23 protein-coding genes and 3 pseudogenes are annotated in these 17598 nt (G+C 47.1%); 22 read left to right on the top strand and 4 right to left on the bottom strand.

The window, feature by feature from the left end; genetic code table 11:
* Positions 1 to 38: 38 nt before the first annotated feature.
* The 8 genes and pseudogenes from CCS41_RS14745 to CCS41_RS16920 all read left to right on the top strand — a co-directional run.
* Positions 39 to 671, top strand: a pseudogene (locus CCS41_RS14745) (TrbI/VirB10 family protein); the annotation flags it as partial.
* 4 nt (positions 672 to 675) lie between these two features.
* Positions 676 to 1727, top strand: a pseudogene (virB11, locus tag CCS41_RS14740) (P-type DNA transfer ATPase VirB11).
* Entirely contained in the window at positions 1717 to 2055 is a 339-nt protein-coding gene (locus CCS41_RS14735) for a hypothetical protein (RefSeq protein WP_240313949.1), read from the top strand. The pseudogene virB11 and the gene CCS41_RS14735 overlap by 11 nt, the downstream one beginning before the upstream one ends.
* Complete coding sequence (locus CCS41_RS14730) at positions 2052 to 3659, top strand: type IV secretory system conjugative DNA transfer family protein (RefSeq protein WP_323586511.1); 1608 nt, start codon at positions 2052 to 2054, stop codon at positions 3657 to 3659. The genes CCS41_RS14735 and CCS41_RS14730 overlap by 4 nt, the downstream gene beginning before the upstream one ends.
* Positions 3660 to 3682: 23 nt before the next feature.
* Positions 3683 to 3997, top strand: a complete 315-nt coding sequence (locus CCS41_RS14725; RefSeq protein WP_119797927.1) for a TrbM/KikA/MpfK family conjugal transfer protein — start codon at positions 3683 to 3685, stop codon at positions 3995 to 3997.
* Positions 3998 to 4086: 89 nt separating this feature from the next.
* Positions 4087 to 4791, top strand: coding sequence for a toxin co-regulated pilus biosynthesis Q family protein (locus tag CCS41_RS14720; protein ID WP_119797926.1), 705 nt, complete (start codon positions 4087 to 4089; stop codon positions 4789 to 4791).
* A gap of 1 nt (position 4792) precedes the next feature.
* The gene (locus CCS41_RS16925) at positions 4793 to 5623 is read left to right on the top strand and encodes a hypothetical protein (RefSeq protein ID WP_240313948.1); all 831 of its coding nucleotides are present in this window, start codon (positions 4793 to 4795) and stop codon (positions 5621 to 5623) included.
* Positions 5572 to 6492, top strand: a complete 921-nt coding sequence (locus tag CCS41_RS16920; RefSeq protein ID WP_240313947.1) for a hypothetical protein — start codon at positions 5572 to 5574, stop codon at positions 6490 to 6492. The genes CCS41_RS16925 and CCS41_RS16920 overlap by 52 nt, the downstream gene beginning before the upstream one ends.
* On the opposite strand, the gene CCS41_RS14710 is transcribed toward CCS41_RS16920, so the two are convergent.
* Together CCS41_RS14710 and CCS41_RS14705 are read right to left on the bottom strand one after the other, a co-directional pair.
* The gene (locus CCS41_RS14710) at positions 6489 to 6788 is read right to left on the bottom strand and encodes a type II toxin-antitoxin system RelE/ParE family toxin (protein ID WP_119797925.1); all 300 of its coding nucleotides are present in this window, start codon (positions 6786 to 6788) and stop codon (positions 6489 to 6491) included. The two genes, CCS41_RS16920 and CCS41_RS14710, sit on opposite strands and share 4 nt — an antisense overlap.
* Positions 6789 to 7076, bottom strand: a complete 288-nt coding sequence (locus CCS41_RS14705) for a CopG family ribbon-helix-helix protein (RefSeq protein WP_119797924.1) — start codon at positions 7074 to 7076, stop codon at positions 6789 to 6791.
* A 188-nt stretch (positions 7077 to 7264) separates the two neighbouring features.
* Here CCS41_RS14705 and CCS41_RS14700 point away from each other — a divergent pair, with 188 nt between their 5' ends.
* Positions 7265 to 7483 (top strand): hypothetical protein, encoded by a 219-nt coding sequence (locus CCS41_RS14700; protein ID WP_119797923.1) that lies wholly within the window; start codon positions 7265 to 7267, stop codon positions 7481 to 7483.
* Positions 7484 to 7492: 9 nt separating this feature from the next.
* Here the strand turns inward: CCS41_RS14700 and CCS41_RS14695 are convergent, their stop codons facing one another.
* A complete protein-coding gene (locus CCS41_RS14695) occupies positions 7493 to 7780 on the bottom strand; it encodes a BrnA antitoxin family protein (RefSeq protein ID WP_119797922.1) in 288 nt (95 codons plus the stop codon).
* Positions 7755 to 8033: a BrnT family toxin gene (locus CCS41_RS14690; protein ID WP_119797921.1), complete on the bottom strand. Its 279-nt coding sequence runs from the start codon at positions 8031 to 8033 to the stop codon at positions 7755 to 7757. The genes CCS41_RS14695 and CCS41_RS14690 overlap by 26 nt, the downstream gene beginning before the upstream one ends.
* A 59-nt stretch (positions 8034 to 8092) precedes the next feature.
* On the opposite strand from CCS41_RS14690, the gene CCS41_RS14685 reads away from it, so the two are divergent.
* The 13 genes and pseudogenes from CCS41_RS14685 to CCS41_RS14630 all read left to right on the top strand — a co-directional run bounded on the left by CCS41_RS14685 (position 8093) and on the right by CCS41_RS14630 (position 17585).
* Positions 8093 to 8308: an Arc family DNA-binding protein gene (locus tag CCS41_RS14685; RefSeq protein ID WP_240313946.1), complete on the top strand. Its 216-nt coding sequence runs from the start codon at positions 8093 to 8095 to the stop codon at positions 8306 to 8308.
* Positions 8298 to 9616 (top strand): annotated as a pseudogene (gene pilO2, locus CCS41_RS14680) (type 4b pilus protein PilO2). Before CCS41_RS14685 ends, pilO2 begins: the two are co-directional and overlap by 11 nt.
* A complete protein-coding gene (gene pilP / locus CCS41_RS14675) occupies positions 9603 to 10046 on the top strand; it encodes a type IV pilus biogenesis protein PilP (RefSeq protein ID WP_119797920.1) in 444 nt (147 codons plus the stop codon). Before pilO2 ends, pilP begins: the two are co-directional and overlap by 14 nt.
* The gene (locus CCS41_RS14670) at positions 10043 to 11584 is read left to right on the top strand and encodes a GspE/PulE family protein (RefSeq protein WP_119797919.1); all 1542 of its coding nucleotides are present in this window, start codon (positions 10043 to 10045) and stop codon (positions 11582 to 11584) included. Before pilP ends, CCS41_RS14670 begins: the two co-directional genes overlap by 4 nt.
* Positions 11577 to 12284 (top strand): type II secretion system F family protein, encoded by a 708-nt coding sequence (locus CCS41_RS14665; RefSeq protein WP_240313943.1) that lies wholly within the window; start codon positions 11577 to 11579, stop codon positions 12282 to 12284. Before CCS41_RS14670 ends, CCS41_RS14665 begins: the two co-directional genes overlap by 8 nt.
* Before the next feature lie 17 nt (positions 12285 to 12301).
* On the top strand, positions 12302 to 12640 hold the full coding sequence (locus CCS41_RS16910) for a hypothetical protein (protein ID WP_338025036.1): 339 nt from the start codon (positions 12302 to 12304) through the stop codon (positions 12638 to 12640).
* A gap of 12 nt (positions 12641 to 12652) precedes the next feature.
* Positions 12653 to 13162, top strand: a complete 510-nt coding sequence (locus tag CCS41_RS14660; RefSeq protein ID WP_119797918.1) for a type 4 pilus major pilin — start codon at positions 12653 to 12655, stop codon at positions 13160 to 13162.
* Positions 13163 to 13200: 38 nt separating this feature from the next.
* Positions 13201 to 13713 carry a type 4 pilus major pilin gene (locus CCS41_RS14655; RefSeq protein WP_119797976.1) on the top strand — a complete coding sequence of 171 codons (513 nt, stop codon included), beginning with the start codon at positions 13201 to 13203 and terminating at the stop codon, positions 13711 to 13713.
* A gap of 9 nt (positions 13714 to 13722) precedes the next feature.
* Positions 13723 to 14682 (top strand): ATPase, T2SS/T4P/T4SS family, encoded by a 960-nt coding sequence (locus tag CCS41_RS14650; RefSeq protein WP_119797917.1) that lies wholly within the window; start codon positions 13723 to 13725, stop codon positions 14680 to 14682.
* Positions 14683 to 14697: 15 nt separating this feature from the next.
* Positions 14698 to 15969, top strand: a complete 1272-nt coding sequence (gene pilV, locus CCS41_RS14645; protein WP_119797916.1) for a shufflon system plasmid conjugative transfer pilus tip adhesin PilV — start codon at positions 14698 to 14700, stop codon at positions 15967 to 15969.
* Between the two features lie 39 nt (positions 15970 to 16008).
* Positions 16009 to 16440, top strand: a complete 432-nt coding sequence (gene pilM / locus CCS41_RS14640; RefSeq protein WP_119797915.1) for a type IV pilus biogenesis protein PilM — start codon at positions 16009 to 16011, stop codon at positions 16438 to 16440.
* Positions 16437 to 17063 (top strand): prepilin peptidase, encoded by a 627-nt coding sequence (locus CCS41_RS14635; protein ID WP_119797914.1) that lies wholly within the window; start codon positions 16437 to 16439, stop codon positions 17061 to 17063. Before pilM ends, CCS41_RS14635 begins: the two co-directional genes overlap by 4 nt.
* A 15-nt stretch (positions 17064 to 17078) precedes the next feature.
* Complete coding sequence (locus CCS41_RS14630; RefSeq protein WP_119797913.1) at positions 17079 to 17585, top strand: lytic transglycosylase domain-containing protein; 507 nt, start codon at positions 17079 to 17081, stop codon at positions 17583 to 17585.
* The last annotated feature ends 13 nt before the right edge of the window (positions 17586 to 17598 follow it).

Genomic DNA, 17598 nt, shown 5'->3' with positions numbered 1-17598 from the left:
GTAGTTATGAAAGGGAGGGCGTTGTTATCGGAGAGGCACGCCGAGGAAGTTTATCGACCCTTTCAGGGACGGGATTTGCGCCCAACAAAGCACAGGTGATGCCGTCACGTCAATTTCTGGTCACCCATAATACCTATACCCGGTGTGCGCTCTATACCGCCATCATTACTGACCAACCCGGTTTAATAGAATGTCGTCTGACCGAACCGCTGTACTCGTCTGATGGCTCTGTGGTGATTGCTGAAGCAGGAGACAAATTGACCGGTGAACAAAAAGTGGAAGTCCGGGCGGGGCAAACGCGGGTATTCACTTCATGGACTGAATTGGAAACGGCCAGCGGCGTCCGGGCGAAGCTCGATAGCCTAGGGGCAGGGGCGATGGGCGCGAGCGGAACGGCGGCCTGGATAGACAATCATTACCGGCAGCGATTTGGCGGCGCAGTCATGTTGTCATTTATTCAGGATGCGCTGCGCTCAGCGGCTAATGCGACTCAGCAAGGCAACCACGGTTACACCGTCAATAACAGTGAACAGAACGTCGAAAGTATGGCGAACAAGGCACTGGATAACAGTATCAACATTCCTCCTACCGCGTATATTTTGCCCGGCACCGTGATGACCGTCATTGTTGCGCGTGATATTGATTTTTCATCTGTCTTCACCCTGAGGTAACACCATGGCAGATAATTTTAACTCGCTGCTGGCACGGGATTTTCTGGCACAAAGTGGGGTGTCGGAACGGTTAAACCGTGACGGTGTCACTGAGGTGGCCATTAACCGCCCGTTTGAAATTTGGACAGAATCGGCCGTGGGCTGGGTGCAAGAATCCCTCCCCGCACTGGATTATGATTTGTGTTGGAAACTGGCAAACAGCCTTTCGACCTATAACCATCGGTTTTTGTCGATTCAGTCACCGATAAAAACGGTGGAATTGCCCGATGGTGAGCGCGGGCAGATTGTCATCCCCCGGCCTGTGAAGCCGGAACTATCTCAATGACCTTTCGCAAGCCCTCCTTGGAGCGCTTTAGGCTAGAAGACTACGCCAGCAGTGGACGTTTTGAAAAAATGCAAAAGCGCCGTCGTTGCCAACACGCCCTTCAGCCTTTTGAAGTCGAATTAAAGCAACTTCTTGCTGAGCACGACTGTGTGGCCTTTTTCAAAAAGGCGGTGCAGCACAAACTCAATATCATTATTTTCGGCGGGACGGGTTCCGGTAAAACCACTTTTGCCAAAGCGGTGGTTGATCTTTTTCCTCACGACCGGCGAATGTTGACCATTGAAGAGTTGAACGAATTAAAACTACCGTATCACCCTAACCATGTCCATTTGCTATACGGTGACACGGTTTCACCGAAAGAATTGGTTTCTTGCTGCATGAGAATGAAAGGCGATCATATTTTCCTGGCGGAGTTAACCGGGGATGAAGCCTGGGACTTCATGGAGCTGCTTAATACCGGGCATCCCGGCACGATCACCACCGCCCATGCCAATGATAGCTTGTCGGGGTATGCACGTGTTTGTGGCCTGATCAAGCAAGCCCCGATTGGGCTTGGACTGGATTATGCCTATATCGAGCGGCGGGTACGTACCTCGTTTGATGCGGTGATGTATATGGAAGGCACGCATATTCTTGAGGTGGCCTATGAGCCTGAGATCAAACAGGCTTTGCTTAACGGCGGTTCGTTGTCCTCTTCCCTTCACGAAAGGTCACTTCTATGTGGAAAATAGCGATAACTCTCATTGTGCTGATGATGGTGTTTTTTGTGATCGGTTTATTTGTCGGCGGGGGGTGTATTTGGCGCTCATTGGCGGCAATTTCCGCCAGGCTACGCTCAGGACACTGATGGAGGCCGGGGCGTTTTCACTGTTCCATCGTCAGAAAATATTTTTGCCTTGGGCGTGGTGTGTGACCGTGGCGTTAACCTTTCTTCCGTTGGGGTTGACCTTGTTTGCTCTTTTGCTGGGGAAGAACAAAAAAACAACGTTGCACGGTGACGCCAGATTTGCCACGCCAAAAGAGCTTAAGGCGTTTAAATACCGAGGGAACTATCAGTGAGGAAACAAGCCAGATCGCCCTATAATGCGACAAACCCGCAAAAACGAATAGAGATGTTTCCGCCTATCTTGATAGGAAAACATCCTACTGATGATGATTTTCTGGCCTCGTATGGTCAAACGTTTGTGATGTTAGCGGCAGCGCCCGGTACGGGTAAAGGGGTGGGGATGGTTATCCCCAATGCGCTCACTTACCCGGACTCGATGGTGATCAATGATCCAAAATTCGAAAACTGGCATTTGACCGCGGGTTTTCGTGCCTCCTGTGGCCAGGCGGTATACCGTTTCTCGCCGGAAATGCTGGAAACCCACCGCTGGAATCCGTTATCGCGTTTAAACCGCGATCCCCTGTTTCGCCTCGGTGAAATTAAAGCCATGGCCAGTGTACTGTTTGTGCCAGACAACCCCAAAAATGCGAGTTTTTTTGGTGCGTCTGCGGATATTTTCACGGCGTTGGTGTTGTATCTGATGGAAACCCCGTCATTGCCGTTTACGCTGCCGCAAATTTATGAAATAGCGGCGCAGGGAATGGCGCTGGGAGAGTGGGCAAAAAAGGAACTGGACGCCCGTTCTAATGGCAATACGCCGCTGTCGTCAGAATGTCTGCGTGAGATGAATCGCCTTGTTTCGTCTTCTCAGAGCAAAACGGGCTGGCCGATCACACAAGATATCCTGAACAAAAGGCTATCTCTGTACGGTGAAAAAACCGTGGCCTGGGCGGTATCGGGTGATGATATCAAGTTCGACGATCTCCGCAGGAAAAAGATGACCGTTTACTTTTGCGTGACGGAAGGCGCTTTACTGAAATTCGGCGCACTGATGAACCTGTTTTACAGCCAGGCCATCGCGGCCAACAGTAAAATTTTGCCAGAATACGGTGGGAATAATCCAGATGGGACGCTGATCTACCAATACCAAGTGCTTTTCTTGATGGATGAGTTTGCTGTGATGGGGGTCATTGAAAAAATGAAAACCGCCCTTGCGCTAACGCGTGGTGCAGGGCTTCGCTATCTCATCATCTTCCAAGGTAAGGCACAACTCCGCGCCGATGAACTCTATGGTGTTCAAGGGGCGAACAGCATCATGGATGCGGTGCATATTGAAGTGGTGTATGCGCCCGGCAATATTGATGCGGCTACTGAATACAGTAAACGTTTGGGCAATACCACGGTGAAGGTGGCGAATTTTTCGGAAAATTACGGGGAAAAGAAAACCCGTTCGAAAAGCTACAGTGATCAGGCCAGGCCACTGATGCTACCGCAGGAAGTGAACGAGCTTCCTTACGACAAGGCGTTAATTTTTGTTCAGGCCACCGATAAAACCCCGGCGCTGAAAATTTTGGCAAGAAAAATAGTCTGGTATCAGGAAGCGGTTTTTCAGGCGCGCGTAAATTTGCCCCTTCCTGCTGTTCCTGTGGGCGATGTGAATGCCATAGCGGCGCTGGTTGTCCCCATGAATATCAACAAACCGATGGCTAACGTCACCCTTGCCCCGCCCCATGATTTAGGTATGAATGAAGAGCAGCAACGGCGGCGTATGTCAACCGAAGACAAGTCAATTAACGATCCGGATTATGTAGAAATCACCGAAAACGATCTTCCGTAATTCACTTATCCAAAGGTATCACCATGAAAAAAACCGTTATTGCGGCGGCACTGTTGTGTCTGGCCGCCAGCCCTGCTGTTTTTTCCGCGCAAGAAGTAGATTCAAACGATGCCTGTGCTGTTTTTTTATGCATGGCGGGGAAAGTTCAGGGAGCCAACCCTGCTGAATGTTCAGGCACTGTGGGGAAATTTTTCAGCATCAATGCCTTTAAGAAAAAACACCGTTTTAATCCCTTAAAAACGTTAGATATGCGCAAACAATTCTTGGGGAACTGTGCCAGTGCTGATCCGGACTATGTGCGCAAAATCCTCAGTAAATTTGGCCGACTCCGTGGCTGACGCGCCGCTAGCGGCTTGTCCAACCCGGTATCCGCCCGGAAAGAATTTCCAGACGGCCACCGGGTTCATGATAAAAAAGAGAATGTATTATGCGAATTGAGCCTGTTATCGGCATGTCACTACTTGCTTGCCTGTTATCCGCGTGCAGCAGTCCCCCGACATTGCCTGAGCCGAAAGGGGTTTTTATCCCGGCTAATCCTGAAATGCCGTCTTATTTATCGGCGACAAATAAATCAAAAATATTACAGACCAATAAAACAAACTCAAAAATTAGGTCGGTGGGCGTTGATACCGGTAAGACGGTGACAGACAAAATATCTCAGCCTGTAGTAAAACCGGCGAGTAATAGTATTTCCAGGCCACAAAAAACCGAAATGCTTAAAAGCGTTGTAAAACCGGTAACCCTGCCCCCGCCTTCGCCTGTTTCAGTGGGTAAAAATCCTTTTTCAGCGACGGGAGCACCGATTAAGGCGGGGATCATACCGATAGTCAAACCCGTTCCGCCTCCTCGTATCTGGAGGGTTAAGCCAGGACGTACCTTAAAACACGTGTTCATGAAATGGGCGGATGATGAAAAATGTCATGCCACGAAGCGCTGGTCTGTTCGCTGGAATACACAAACGGATTATCTGATTGATTCGCCGTTGACGTTCACTGGCTCATTTGAAGCTATGACGCAGAAATTATTCTCGCTGTATCGCCATGCGAATACCCCTCTGTACGTTGATGGTTATAAAGCACAGTGCTTAATCATTATTAATGATCCCGATAAAGACCAAAAGAAAGGACGCTAACATGAAGATTCAATTTTTAGTTATTTGCATTGGCGTTGCCCTTTCTCTTTCGGGCTGTGCGGTGAATCGCCGCGTGAATACGCTGATGGAGGGCGCTCAAACGGATTCCGATAAAGTCAGTTCGATGCTTCAAGCGGCCTCAACGGCGCGCCCCGCGGTTCAATTTCATGAAGCGCAATGGGTTAATCCTGTCCCCATTAAATCGGTCACTGCGGTGCTGCCGCCTGAAATGGTGCGCTGCCATATCACCTACAAGCCGGCTAAACCGCAAACGATTTACCAGTTTAGTCAGGATGTGACGCAGCAATGCGGTATTCGCGTAAAAATTTCGCCTGATGCTGCCGCGATGCTCAGCAGAGGCGCTTCTGACCGTGGCGGGAGCGGTCAAACTCAGCAGATGGATCAGGTTCCTGCGCCCCTGCCTTCGGTTGATAGCAACGGCATGATGCCGCTGCAAGCGATGGGAGCCCCGATGGGTCGCCCATCTTCAGCCTCAGCGCCGGCAAGTAATACCATTACCGATGTGGCTTATTCGGGGCATGTCTCACGTTTGCTGGATTTAGTGACCGCCCGTTTAGGGATTTCCTGGCGTTATGAAAGGGGCGCTATCACGCTTTTCTATCTGGAAACCCAGCGCTTTACTATTGATCCCACCAATGCCAAATATTGGATTAAGAATAATCAAAAGAGTGGGCTATCAACCCAAAGTGGTAGCAGTAGTGGTAGTTCGGGGCGGGGATGTCCGGTAATAGTGGTTCCAGCACCTCGCAACAAACTGAAATGGCGAATGATCTGTATGGTGATATCCAAAAAACGGCAGAAAGTATGTTAACGCCCGGCGTGGGACGAGTGACGATGAATCAAACCTCGGGCGTGGTGGTAGTAACGGATGTGCCCGAAGTGGTAAGAAGTATTGGTGACTACCTGCGGGATGAAAACACCAAATTGTCAAAACAGGTGTTGCTGAAAGTGGTGGTTTACACGGTGCATACCGATATCTCGGACAAGTTAGGCATTGACTGGGATATCGTCTTCCAATCCTTGTCAGGAAAATACGGCATTCATTTGGCTAATGCTTTTAATGCCGGGTCTGATTTATCCCAGGGTGGCTTTGAAATTTTGCAAACCGCCACGGGCAGAGCATCACAATTTGCTGGTTCGAAATTTTTATTGCAGGCGCTGTCTGAGCAAGTCACGGTCTCGGACGTGAAAACGCTGTCCATCATGACCACCAACTTAGCCACGGCGGGGATGCAAATTGGGAAGCAGACGACTTATCTGCGTAAAACGTCGGTGACCACGGGCAATGCAACCACCGGATCGGAGCCGGTTCAATCACTCGAGCCGGGAGAAATTACCACCGGCACTAATATTCATATCATGCCGAAAATATTAGCAGACAATGAAAAAATGATGCTCACGATGATGATGGACATTTCGTCGCTCAATAAATTGAGGAAAATTGAGAACAAAAATAAAACCGAAAGTATCGAAGCGCCTGATACCGACTCACGCTCGATCCCACAACGTGTGTGGCTTAAGCCGGGCGAGACCGTGATCATGAGTGGTTTTGAACAGAATATTCAGGAGGGCAGCCAGCAAGGGGTGGGTTCCCCGGGCAATTTCTTATTCGGCGGCGGTATGTCGGGTAAGAGTAAGAAAGAGTCTTTTGTGATCACCATTACGCCCTTGTTGCGTTAGGGGCGGGATGCGTATCCGAGTTCCTTTTGGCTACGCAATGCCAGAACAAAAACGGTATCGATATCTGAAAGATAACGGTAAAGAGCCATATAACCTCGAGAACGATGGCCGATCACCAATTCTCTTTTATCGCCGCTGACGGGTCTGCCAATGAGGGGGTTATGCTCTAGCACCGCTATTGCCTGAATGATTTCCTGAATACGTGATGTCATATCGATCACTTTATACTGAGTCAGGTGCTCGATAATACGATCAATATCATCACCGACTTCAGGTGCCAACTCAATTTTTGACATTTAACATCCCAATTTTCTGGCAACAGGTCTGGTTTGATGCGAACCCGCTGTAAGGTGGCTTTCCAGATAGCGACGCATTTCATGCCAAGGGATGGTTTCTCCTGTTGCAATAATTTTGGCGTATCGTTTCTCTGCTTCCTCATTGAAATCGTTGCGTAATTCTTCCTGTAGCGTTTTTTCCGCGATAGCTTGAAGGATAAAATTATGTGGGGTGGTATCGGCATGCTCTGCCGCCGCCGCCACTCTCGCTTTCAGTTCATCCGTTAAGCGAATGGTTGTTGTGGACATAACGCCTTCCTATTTACATTAAATTTAATGTAGCTCAATTGTGCTACATCAATCCCTATTTTGCAAGAGTGTGGGGACTATAGGAAAAAACTAATACAGATCGTCACTTACAACAAAGTCTTTGTTGTGGGAGGCGGAATGGCGCGCAATTAAATGCGTTTCCTTTAACCCCGTATGAGTGAAAAACTATGAAAAATCATTGTATTAATTCAATAAATAAAAATGTGGGCTATAGCAGTTGTGACAGCCCGGCGGTGTTTATTCTCAATAATGGACAGGATACCTTTGCGCTTCACCTGGAGATTCTGTTGGATTGCTTGAGGATGGCGCAAGATCACGGTCATGTGCCTGCCCTCGATTCAGCCTGGTGGCAGCAGGCGATAAATTATGTTGATAAACAGCTGTAATAGAGAATGTCAAAGCCTCAAATCACTCGGTGAATGGTCTATTAACCAGTTTTTCATGGCGGCATCCATACGGGATTGCCAGTGTTTGCCTGTTGCCCGAAATTGTTCTACCACCTCGGGTGAAAGACGAATAGTAATTTTTGTTTTGGTGGGTGCTTTTTGACGACCTCGAATGCGCAGCGTTTTCAAAAGAGAAAGGGGTAATACTTCTTCAGCAGGTAGCATTAGAGCAAAGTCTTTCTCTGTGAGTTCACGTACCTCACCTTGTTCATCAATCAAGGGTAAGTAATTTTTCATATTTAACTCCTTCTCTGGCATTTGCTTTACGAAAACTAATGACTCTGATGCCGTTATTAATTTTAGAAAAACACAGCACGTGTAAACGTTTTTTTAAATAGCCGACCGCAATATAACGAATTTCTGGATAACTTTTACGTTTATCAATAAAGAAGAATGCAGTAGCAAAGTCGAAATCCTTAACGCTATTAAAATCAATACTCCGTTCCGCAATATTACGTTGGTTTTTCAATGTATCGTACTCAATTTTCATACATCAAATTGTACATACAATTAAATAATTTTTCAACACATTTTTAAAGGAAAAAATGGATGCTTAAGCCAATATTGCTCGTTTGTCAGGGCTGCTTATCGGGAGAGAGTATGGTGAAAGGTGCAAGAGAAATGGCGCAGTTCAAACTGCGCATTCCTGATGAATTACTGAAAGAATTGAAACAAGCGGCGAAAGAAAACATGCGCTCGGTTAATGCTGAAATTTTATTACGCCTTGTGAAGGAGGACTATAGGAAAAGAATCAATGACTTCTAATGAAAAAAAACCAATACGTCTCGTCACCTACAACAACAAAGTCTTTGTGGTGGGGCTGGAATGGCGCGCCATTAAAGGCGGCCTGCATTATATGAAAGAGGTGAAAGCCATTGGGAAAAGAGAAAATTTGGATGTGGTTGCCATCCGGCAAAATGACTCCATCCAGGCGGGCTTTGCCCCTAAATTTACCGTTCCGCTAAAAGGAAAATATTCGCTGGCGGTGTCGCTGGTGTCATTGATCCCGGGTAAATGGCTGGCCGTGATCCCGTTAAACAAAGACGACCTGAATACGGATTACATTGTGATGGCGTCTACCGGCGGGCTGGTGATGCCCTGGACGGACAAAATCGTTTCGCCAGCAGTATTAGAGCAAGAGGTTGTCGATATTACCTCGCGTTTAGCCAAAGGTGAGGGAGAGTTTAAGGTTTTTGGTGATAAGCGGTTTTTATGGGTGACGGATGACCTTTCACTTACAGCGTTGTTAACGGTTAAAAACCTTAAAAAAGAATTTAAGCTTAAACCCTTAACCTGGGGACTCACCAAAAAAGAAAGGGTTTCCTGGGCGGTTTTTCTTGTTTTTCTGCTGATAGCGTTCTCTTTTTTTAACCGCTATCAACAGAATAAAGAACATAAAGCCCGTTTATTGGCGATAGAAAAACAAAAGTTAGCCGACGATATCAATAAAGAAGCACGTTATAAAGCGGCGCTCCTTAGCTTAAAACACCCTTGGGTAGATAAACCCTCTATCCAACATTTTATCCAACGTTGTGATCAAACCCTACAGCAAATCCCGCTGTCATTGGGGGATGGATACCGACGCAGATCGATTGTTTTCATGATAAGGCGGAAATGCTTTTTGCCCGGTTGGAGGGCTCTGCCGTCGGTGCAAGTGATTTCAAATCCGGTGTAGAAAAACACTTTTCGGTTACCCCTGCTTTTAATGTTAAACAACCCGATGCCGCGGTGTTCTTTGTTCCTATCAAGCCGGTACCGGAAGGCGATGACCCGTTACTGCCACTGTCACATCAGTTAGACAAACTGATTACGTTACTGCAACGCCACAATGTGATCTTTACGTTAACGGACGTCCCGCCGCCGGAAAAGAAAACGGATGAGCCAGGCTTCGAACATCCTCTACCGCATTGGCGTGAAATGAATTTCAGCTATGACAGCAGGGTAACACCCCGTCTTATTTTTAAAAATGAAGCGATGCGTGGCATGAGAATAACAGCAATCACCTTTGTGATTAATCAAGACAGTGCCGACATAAAATATAAAGTTCAAGGGGTTATTTATGGCAAACCGTAATAGGGTAAACGTGATCAAAATCTTTCTCTTTTTATTTTCCTTTTTCCCCTTATTACTTCGCGCTAATCCTGAAATAAAAACCGTCGGTGAATTGGATGCCTTGCAAAGTCAAACCACCTATTACAAGGCTTTGGCGGCACGAAACAAAGCCAAAGAGGAGGTGGGATTAATCACACCGCATCAGACAGGTAGGTTAGTAGAAACGCCTGCCAATGCGCGTCATCGTGATCCACTTCCTCACATTAGCAAAATCATTGGCAATGGCAAAACGATTGATGTGCGCTTGCGTTTTGCCGATGGCACCGAAATGACCCGAAAAAAAGGCGATCTTATTCCCGGTGGTTTTACCCTCAGTCAGGTTTCCTTGGATGAGGTAATTATCACCAACGCGGCGGGAAATAAAATACTGTTAAGTGAGGTCGCTCCATGAAAGTGATCAGTTTATCCGGTAGCCATGCGGTACCGGATTACCGTTTACCGCCAAAATTAAATGATGCGATCTGTTTAGTGAAAGGCGATGACGGCGCTTTGACATTAAAAGTCGCCCTGCCCTTTATTGATTGTCTTGAGGTGATGGATTATGAGCGCCGGTTAAAAGCCAATAATGTTCAATTCACGTTAATGTCCTGTGCATTATCGGACATTGTCGAGTTGAAAAAATCGGCTGAGTCGGACGGGGAGAATGAGGAGGATAAATCGACAAAAACCATACAAAAAAGAATCATCAAAATCCTCAGTGACGCGGTAGAAAAAAGAGCCTCCGATGTGCATATCCGTTTGGAAAAAATCTTCTGCAAAGTGTATTTCCGGATTGACGGAAAGTTGGCTTATTACGGTGAATATGCGGCGGCTGAAGGCAGTCGGTATATCAATTGTCTCTACAACACCATGTGCATTAACCAAAGTCATGCTTCCGTCTCTTATTCTGAATCCTCCGATGCCAAAGTGAGGGAAGAATATGTGCAAGCACTGGGACTCACCGGCGGGCGTTTTGGTAGTCGCGCCAGTGGGGAGGGATTGGCGGTGGCGATCCGTTTAATCGCCCGGCGCGATAAAGCCTTGGCGATGCGAGAATTGGGGCTCACCGCGCAACAGGAAGACACACTGGAAAGGGCGATTTCTAAACCGTCGGGCATGATTTTTTTCACCGGTAACACTGGATCAGGAAAAAGCACCCTGGTTCAAGTGATCAGTGAACTTATCACCGCCAGAGACCCCGGCATTAATTTGATGACGGTTGAGGATCCGATAGAATCGCCGATCAAAGGGGCGGTGCAAACCGCACTGGGGGCGAAAGAAGCCTGGTGGCAAGCGATAAAAAGCCTGATGCGGCTCGATATTGACTGGATCGTGATGGGAGAAGTGCGTGATTCGCTTTCCGCCCTCGCGGCCATACAGGCAGCGCAAACGGGGCATTTTGTCTTAACCACCCTGCATACCAGCCATCCCATTGATACCCTCACACGACTGAAAGGGCTTAATGTCGACAGTGACTTACTGTCAGATGCCTCGCTCATCACCTGTTTGGTGGGACAGAGTCTGGCACCGAAACTCTGTCCACAGTGTAAAAAGAAATACACCGCACATAAAAAGGAAGTGCAGCCGATTTTCAACGGATTAATTGAGCAGTTTTGCCGGCCAGAACAGGTTTACCTGAAAAATGCCTCAGGCTGTGAGCAGTGCAATGGCAAAGGCGTCAAGGGACGTACCGGTATTTTTGAGGTTATTGAGATCGATGCGCAATTTATGCACCTGTATCACACCTGCGGCAAAACCAGCGCCTATAACTACTGGTACGAAAACGGCGGTTCCACCTTATGTGAAAACACCTTGCGCTTAATTAATGCGGGCATCATTGATCCGGTCTCCAGCCATAAAAATATCTGTAATCTGGATAGAGACTGTCTTGTTTTTACTGATGTGGTCAGAGAAACCGCAAAACGACACCGGGAAAGCCGCCATGAATAAATTCCAGCGTTGGCTCTGTAAACTCACCTTGAACTCAGATGATCGCGAAGCTATTTATGACAATTTTCGCCACTATTTATTGGATGGTCAGAGTCTGGAAAAAACCTTTGACAAGATGATTGTCAATTACACCCGCCGTGGCAAGAAACCCAACAATGAAATCGCCCAGATATTAACCGAATGCGCTGCCCATCTTAAAGAAGGCCATTCGCTGGGCGAAGCATTAAAAGACTGGTTTCCTGAACAAGAGCTCAGCGTAATTGATGCCTGTAATATCGCGGGGCGGCCTTGGGACGGCTTTAAAAAGGCGATGAAAATCGCCACATCAACCGACCGATTGAAAAAAGCCATCCGGGGGGCGATGTTAACCAGTGCTTATCTTTTTTCATTGTCTTTTATTATCTTGGCGATGGCCTGTGTGATGTTGGTGCCGTTTTTGCTGGAATCGGTGCCTTTGGTCAGATGGAGCTTAGCGCAAAAAGGCGTGTACTATTTTTATATTTTTATCGTTTCTTATGGCTGGCTGTTAATTATCGGCTTCATTATTTTTTGTTCCATCATCGCCTATACAATGCCGCGTTGGGTCGGGAAAAAACGATTTTATGCCGATCAATTCCCCCTTATTCCTTTTACAAACAACGGCAAGGCGCCACCTTTATTACCAGTATTGATGCCTTACTGTCATCGAATATTCCGTTAAAAAATGCGCTGATTAAAATGCGCGAGATGTCTCAATCTGCTTGGTTAATCGAAAAAATTAACGGGGCGTTAGCGCGCTTAGCCGACGGGGAAGAAAATCTGGGATCGGCGTTAGATACCGCGGGGTATGAGTTCCCGAGTGAAGACGCCATTATCAAAATGCAAAGTTTATTCGAAACCACGAATCAGGAAGGGTCATTAGAACGCTTTGGTGATCGTCTGTTAGAAAAAACCTTACTCAATGTCGAACGACAAGGCAATGTGATTAAAGTCGTCAGTATGTTTAGCGGTGCGGCGGCCACCGTCGGTATCGTTGGCATTATGTACAGCTTAATTGAAATCGCCATCAACTTTTAAAGGATAAAGAATATGAAATCATTAAAAAAAGGTATTTTTAGTATTACTGATGTCAGCACGGGGTGGGGCATGACCTTGGTGGGTCTAGCGATAGTGGTAGCGGCAGGCGTCGGATTATATATCAAAGTCAATTCCACCTCTGCGCTGACCTCCATTAACACCTTGCTCAATGAGACTAAATCATTGCGGATGTCAACCGGTTATGGCACCGCTAATTTAGTGCCCGCGTTAATTCGCTCAGGCGCTGTGCCCAAAGGCATCTCAATAATAGGCGATACACTTTTTAATTCGGCGGGGGGTGCCATCACCGTCACCGGCCGTGGCATAGGATTTGTTGTCTCGACCGCCGGCATTAATGAAAAAGATTGCATGAAACTCGTCACCACCTTAGGAAACGGCGATATTGCCTCCACTCGCATTAACAGTGCGGCGGCGATGGTGGGTGAAATCTCACCGGCTCAGGCGTCTGCCGCCTGTGTTGCTGGAAAAAACAACACCGTTACGTTCACCACCAATATGTAATGACATTGTCACCTTTTTATAAAAATGGGGATAAAAAAATGAAATCGTTTAAAAAAGGTTTTTTAAACCTCATTGATGCCAGCACTGTTTGGAGCATGGCCTTTGTTGGGCTGGCAATGATAGCGATGAGTGTGGCCGTGTATGTCAGCATGTGCTCCACCTCCGCGATGACCACCACCTTGAAGCAGTTGTTTAATCAAACCCAATCGCTGCGTACAGCAACCGGTTACGGTACGGGTGATTTAGTCCCGGCGTTAATTCGCTCAGGTGCCTTGCCTAAAGACCTCTCCGTTGTCGACAACACCCTTTTTTTTAACGCTACGGGCGGTGCTATCACCGTAACGGGCAATGACACGGGTTTTATTGTCTCGACTACCGGCATTGATCAGAAATATTGTTGGCGACTCGCCATGATAGCGGACAATGTCAATAGTGGCTCCACTCGCATCAACAGTGCGGCGGCGATGGTGGGCAAAATCTCACTGGATCAGGCGTCTGCTGCCTGTGTTGTCGGAAAAAGTAACACTGTCACTTTCACCCTTGATAGTTAAGGCGGCACAATGGCTACTGAATCGCGCCTTAAAGACGCGGGATTTGTCGATTTGTATCTCGGTCATGATTACTGCGATATCAAAGGCATGATAGGGGAAAGCAGTCGCCTTGCCCCCGCCCCTGCCTGCCTCGCTGATGATATTGCCCGCTTGAAATCCGCCTGCCTGCACTGTCATCAAGCTGAAAACAGAAATGAATTTTCACTCCTATTTGATGAGCGATTATACCGTGTCACCGTCACCCGCGATGCGTATAAACAGCTGGCCTTTGTTATTCGGCAAACGCCTGATCGCATCCGCGCTATCAATGAAGTGGGGTTAACGTCGGAGCTAATTACGCTGATCAGTGAGGAAAAGAAAACTGGTTTGATATTGGTATCAGGCGCAATGGGTACAGGAAAAACGACGACGGCTGCTGCCATCGTCAGTGAAAAAATTAAAAAGAGTGGATTATTGGGCGTGGCTATCGAAGATCCGATTGAAACCCTGCTCTGTGGCCTACATGGCACGGGACGCTGTATTCAGCTTGAGGTCTCGGAAAATGAGGACTATTCGTTGGCGTTGAAACGATCAATGAGGATGGGTGCCAACATCCTGTTTATCGGTGAAATTCGCGATGCGATTACTGCCCATGAAGCGTTGAAAGCCTCATTGAATGGCGCCTTTGTCGTGGCTACCTTACACGCAGCTTCAGTAATGGATGCCATCGAGCGCTATTCCATGCTCTGCAATGAAATGCATCAGCATGCCAATCCGATTATTGCCAAATCGCTGTTTATGGTGACCCATCAGCGGCTAAAAGCCGTCAATCGAGACGGCCAGGTAGTCGCGCATCATGTCAGCCTGGAGGGCTATCACATTCAATCTGTGGCAGCCATTAAGGCAAAAATTAAAGACGGCAACTTTGGTTCACTCATTGATGATTTTAACAGCATTGATCAGCAGAGATTGAGACAACCGGCACGATAAAATAGAGACAACATAATGAAATATTTAAAAAAAGGCATCTGGCACATCTCCGATGCTTCCACCGGCTTGGGTGTCGGACTGCTTTGCTTTGCGCTTATCGTGGCACCCCTGGTGTATGCGTTTAACAAAGATCAGCAATACAGCACCGCGGCCAGCCATGCCCGGCGAGTAGAAAAAGCCACTAACAAATACATTACTGACAACGCTTTGATGATCGGAAAACATGCTACCGCGACCTCCCCCTATATCCTCGATGTGCCGATGCTGATTAAGGCGGGTTATTTACCAGCGGGTTTTTCCGCGGCCAATAATTTTTCCAGTCGTTATCACACGCGAATTTATCAACCTAGCGCCTTGAAATTTCATCATATGATTTTTCTGGCCGATGGTGCCCCGCTCAGTCTCAGTGCAGCTCGAAAAATAGCGACCCGGATTGGTGGCAGCGGCGGTTACGTTGAAGGCACCGTCGCAAAAGGCGTGATGGGCGGCTGGACGGAAAATCTTTCCACCTTCGGCGGCTATAACCCCGGTGATGGCAAGGTGGTGATTGCCGGTTTTTTTTCACAGGGCGCAGGAAAAAACGATTATTTGTATCGCCACGCGGTGCCGGGTCAAGGCGAATTAAATACCATGAGAACAGCACTCAATATGGGCAGGAATAACGTTGATGAAGTTAATGCCCTCAATGCCAACACAGTAAAAACCAAAACATTGCATGCCACCAGGGCGGCTCACATTAATGGCAACCTCCATGCTGACGGTGCTATCACCACCGCCAAAACCCTTTTAGCTAAAGGCGATATCACAACGGACGGCTGGTTAATCACCAAGGGGGATAAAGGCTGGTATTCTGAAAAAGGGGAAGGGGGCTGGCATATGAACGATAAAATCTGGATCAAAGCCTTTAATGGCAAATCGATTTACACCGAGGGCATTGTGCGGGGCGGCTATGTGAAACTCGATAACATCTCGGTGGCGGGAGCCAAATGTAACGAGAATGGTTTACTGAGCCGGGATAAAACGGGAGCCGCCTTGTCTTGTCAATCCGGTGTATGGGGCGCGAGTGGAAAAATGGACATTGTTCATGGCACCAACCCCGCTTGTCCGGCAAATAAAATCCCGATAGCACGCTACTGGACTCAGGCAGGCGGTAGTAATCATGGTAACTATTGTCACTTACAGACGGGCTGGGCGGGGGTCACTCACCCTTCCTGCGAGAGCTGTGTGAATTGGGAGAAATGCCACATGGTTTACTCGCAAACCTGGTCTGCCACCGCGTGTAATTAACGTGTTATTCGAGACCTTGTTGGATAATGGGGAAATATTGTGCTTAATCTCAATAGCGTGTTAGTGGTTTTTTTTATTTTTCTGGGGTCGCATTTATTGAATGTTATAAAGGAAAAAGACGCTGAGGTGACATCACAGGTAGCGGACAATCTGTTAACCACGACCTTTATACTTTACGCAGACAGTTTGGCGACATTCAAAAAAAATCATCCCTTGTATACTGGCGCAGTAACGACTCAACTGCCCTTACCCCGTTGGTTAGCGAAAAATCCTGAGATAAAGACGTCTATCCATCATGGAATCGGTTATGTTTATATGCCCAGCAAACCCAGTCTCTATCAATCGTTAATGATGGCAACGGAAAACTCGTCCCGACTGGGAGTGACCAATGCCCGCCAGTTAATCACGCCGACGGAGGCAATCAGTAAACCGTCATTTATTCCCAAAGATTACATCGTGTATTTAAGATGAATATTTTCCTGTTATTTTTATTGTCGTCGCTAAGCGCCTTGATGATGGCGGTTTATCTGCCAAACATTGTCGCTCGGGTTGAACGAAATATCCTGGCACAACATAAAGAAATCAAAACAGCAGCAGAAACAACCACCCCGGTTAATTTTAGGGCTGCAATCCTGTTGCTTAATGTTGCCCCGTTGTTTTATTTTTTTCACTCAGAAGAAATTGAGTTATCCCTTTTTATTTTTTTGCTGGCGATAGCCAGCTATATCGATATCGTCCGGCGTTGGGTACCGGACAGTTTACTTTTTTTGTTAAGTGGGTACAGCGTCTATTGTGCCGCATCAGGGCGGCTGGGAGAATCGCCAGAGGATGCGATCATTTCAGCGTTATTTTTTGTTATTCCCTTTATATTAATTAACGGTGCCAGTTGGATAAAATGTGGCGTTTTTGTCTTTGCCGCCGGTGATATCTATATCGCGCTATCAATGGGGTTATGGTTGGATAACGCCTCCGTTGTCGTGGTCGCAGGCGCTTCCATTTTACTGGCATTATTGTATGGGTCAGTCTTGGGTAAAAAAAATTTACCCTTTATTCCCTTTATGCTTTTTTCATTCTTAATCTGCGGCGTGATTTAATTCTTTGGTAAGCACATGAAACTCCCCTTCTCTCTTTTATTGCTAATTATGATTTTATTTACTCCCTTTAGCGGCAAAGCTTTTTGTTTTTTAGCAGCAGGAAAAATGTATCAAATCGATCCGCTATTACTGATAGCGATAGCGGAGGTAGAAAGTAGCATGAATCCCAAGGCTATCGGACTTAACAAAAAGAACGGCGTGGTAAAAACAGAAGATATTGGCCTGATGCAAATTAATTCTTCTTGGTTGCCCCAATTAAGCCACTCTTTTGGTATCACAAGAAAAACACTGCTCAACAACGCCTGCCAAAATTTGTATGTCGGTGCCTATATTCTCGCAAAAAACCTCTCCCGTCATGGCGTTAACTGGACGTCTGTCGGCGCTTATAACGCTGGTTTTAAACAGGGAAATGAAAAAAACAGACTGAAGTACGCCAAAAAGGTGTATCGCAAATACCGTGATTTGTTAAGTGGTAATAGAGAGGTAATTATTGAAAGGGCAAGCCGAGGTGAGTGTATATAAAAATAAGGGAATG

The sequence above is a fragment of the Candidatus Fukatsuia symbiotica genome, assembly GCF_003122425.1.
Classification (GTDB): Bacteria; Pseudomonadota; Gammaproteobacteria; order Enterobacterales; family Enterobacteriaceae; genus Fukatsuia; species Fukatsuia symbiotica.
Note: the sequence above shows the minus strand (reverse complement) of the source record. Positions and strands in the feature narration are given on the sequence as shown.